The 1813-nt window shown below is 61.4% G+C and carries 2 protein-coding genes; both read left to right on the forward strand.

Going from position 1 to position 1813, the window contains the following annotated elements; genetic code table 11:
- The first annotated feature begins 239 nt into the window (after positions 1-239).
- Positions 240-1436 carry a tryptophan synthase subunit beta gene (gene trpB, locus GX108_02085; protein NLO55836.1) on the forward strand — a complete coding sequence of 399 codons (1197 nt, stop codon included), beginning with the start codon at positions 240-242 and terminating at the stop codon, positions 1434-1436.
- Positions 1437-1646: 210 nt separating this feature from the next.
- On the forward strand, positions 1647-1813 hold a 167-nt coding region (locus tag GX108_02090; protein ID NLO55837.1), incomplete at its 3' end, for a hypothetical protein.

The raw sequence follows: 1813 nt of genomic DNA on the forward strand, positions 1-1813 counted from the left end.
AGGGAGTGTCCGCAGATGAGAATAGCCGAGTTCAGCAGAGGTTCCATGAAGTCCGTCAATTCCAACTGGTGGTGGCGCTAAGGCGCCGCGACCCGTCGCGTGACTACGCGCGGGGTGCGCGGTTTCGACCGTGTACCCCGCGTTTTTTATTCTGAAACGAGGGGCGTATCCATAAAAGGATGAACGCCCCTTTTTGTTTGCGGACAACCCCGATATCGTGAGCCGAGGAGGAAGAGGAAATGAAGAGCGCAAGCAAGACAGTCGAGGCAAGGAAGGGTTATTTCGGTACCTTCGGGGGCAGTTACGTGCCCGCACAATTGCAACCCAGGCTGGATGAACTGGAGGCCGCCTTCGAGTCGGCCAGCAGTGATGAGCTTTTCGGGAAGGAATACGCCAGGCTTTTGAAGGAATACGTGGGCAGACCCTCCGCCATGACATACTGTGCCAACATCTCCCGTGAATACGGCGGTGGAAGGCTTTTCCTCAAGCGGGAGGACCTGAACCACACCGGGGCGCATAAGATCAACAACACCATAGGCCAGGCCCTGCTCGCGAAGCGGATGGGCAAGGAGAGGATCATCGCCGAGACCGGGGCGGGCATGCACGGGACGGCCACGGCCACGGTGGCGGCCCTGATGGGGATGAAGTGCACCGTTTACATGGGTGAGGAGGATGTCCGGAGGCAGGCCCCGAACGTGGCCCGGATGAAGGTCCTGGGCGCCGAGGTGATCTCCGTGACCCACGGCCAGAGGACCTTGAAAGAGGCCGTCGACGCGGCCCTCGACGCCTACGTGGCGGAGCCGGAATCATTCTATATGCTGGGTTCCGTCGTGGGGCCCCATCCCTTTCCCACGATCGTCAGGCATTTCCAGAGCGTCATCGGCAGGGAGGCCCGGGAGCAGTTCCTCGAGAGGGAGGGCAGGCTTCCCGACAATGTGTTGGCCTGCGTGGGCGGAGGGAGCAACGCCATGGGGATCTTCTCCGGCTTCCTCGGGGACGACAGGGTGAAACTTTTCGGCGTGGAGCCCGCCGGGCGGGGGCTCGACACGAAGGATCACGCCGCGACCCTCTCGGTGGGGAAGCCGGGCATCATCCACGGCTTCAGGAGTTACGTCCTGACCGATGACGACGGCGAGCCCGCACCGGTCTATTCCATCTCGGCGGGGCTGGATTACCCCGGCGTGGGTCCCGAGCACGCCTTCCTTTTGGAAAGCGGCAGGGCTTCCTACGTTTCCATCACCGATGACGAGGCCGTAAGCGCTTTCGAGACGCTCTGCCGGCTGGAGGGTATCATCCCGGCCCTGGAGAGTTCCCATGCCGTGGCCCATGCGCTGAAGATGCTCCCCCGGCTCACGGCGAAGGAGACGGTGCTGGTTAACCTCTCGGGAAGGGGCGACAAGGACCTCGATACGGCACTACCGCTCCTGGGGCTGTAGAGTAGTGAACCCCGCCCCCGGGGGGTAGCCCCCGGGGGCTTTTTGAATGATCCAGCGGGGCGCTTTTGTGCTTCCTTACACGAAGGATTTTTCGTCCCCTTGAGTCCTTGGTGAGAACCTCTTGGGTTGTGGTATCATCGGGCCAAGTTTTTGGCATGGTGAAGAGGCAACGAGATTTTCAACAAAAATACCGGACCGGAGGAGATGGTTATGACGAGCGAACTGTTCCGCATCAGCCAGGAAAGGCTGGAAGAGGTCAACCGCTTCCTGCTCGACCCCGCGAACCCCGAAGTGCAGGCTCTTCTGAGGGTCGTCGCCAAGTACGGCACGCCGGAGGAGATCAACGCCAAGGCGAGAGCGGCGAGGTGCCTTTCGAG

It is taken from the genome of Thermovirga sp. (assembly GCA_012523215.1).
Taxonomy (GTDB): domain Bacteria; phylum Synergistota; class Synergistia; order Synergistales; family Thermovirgaceae; genus 58-81.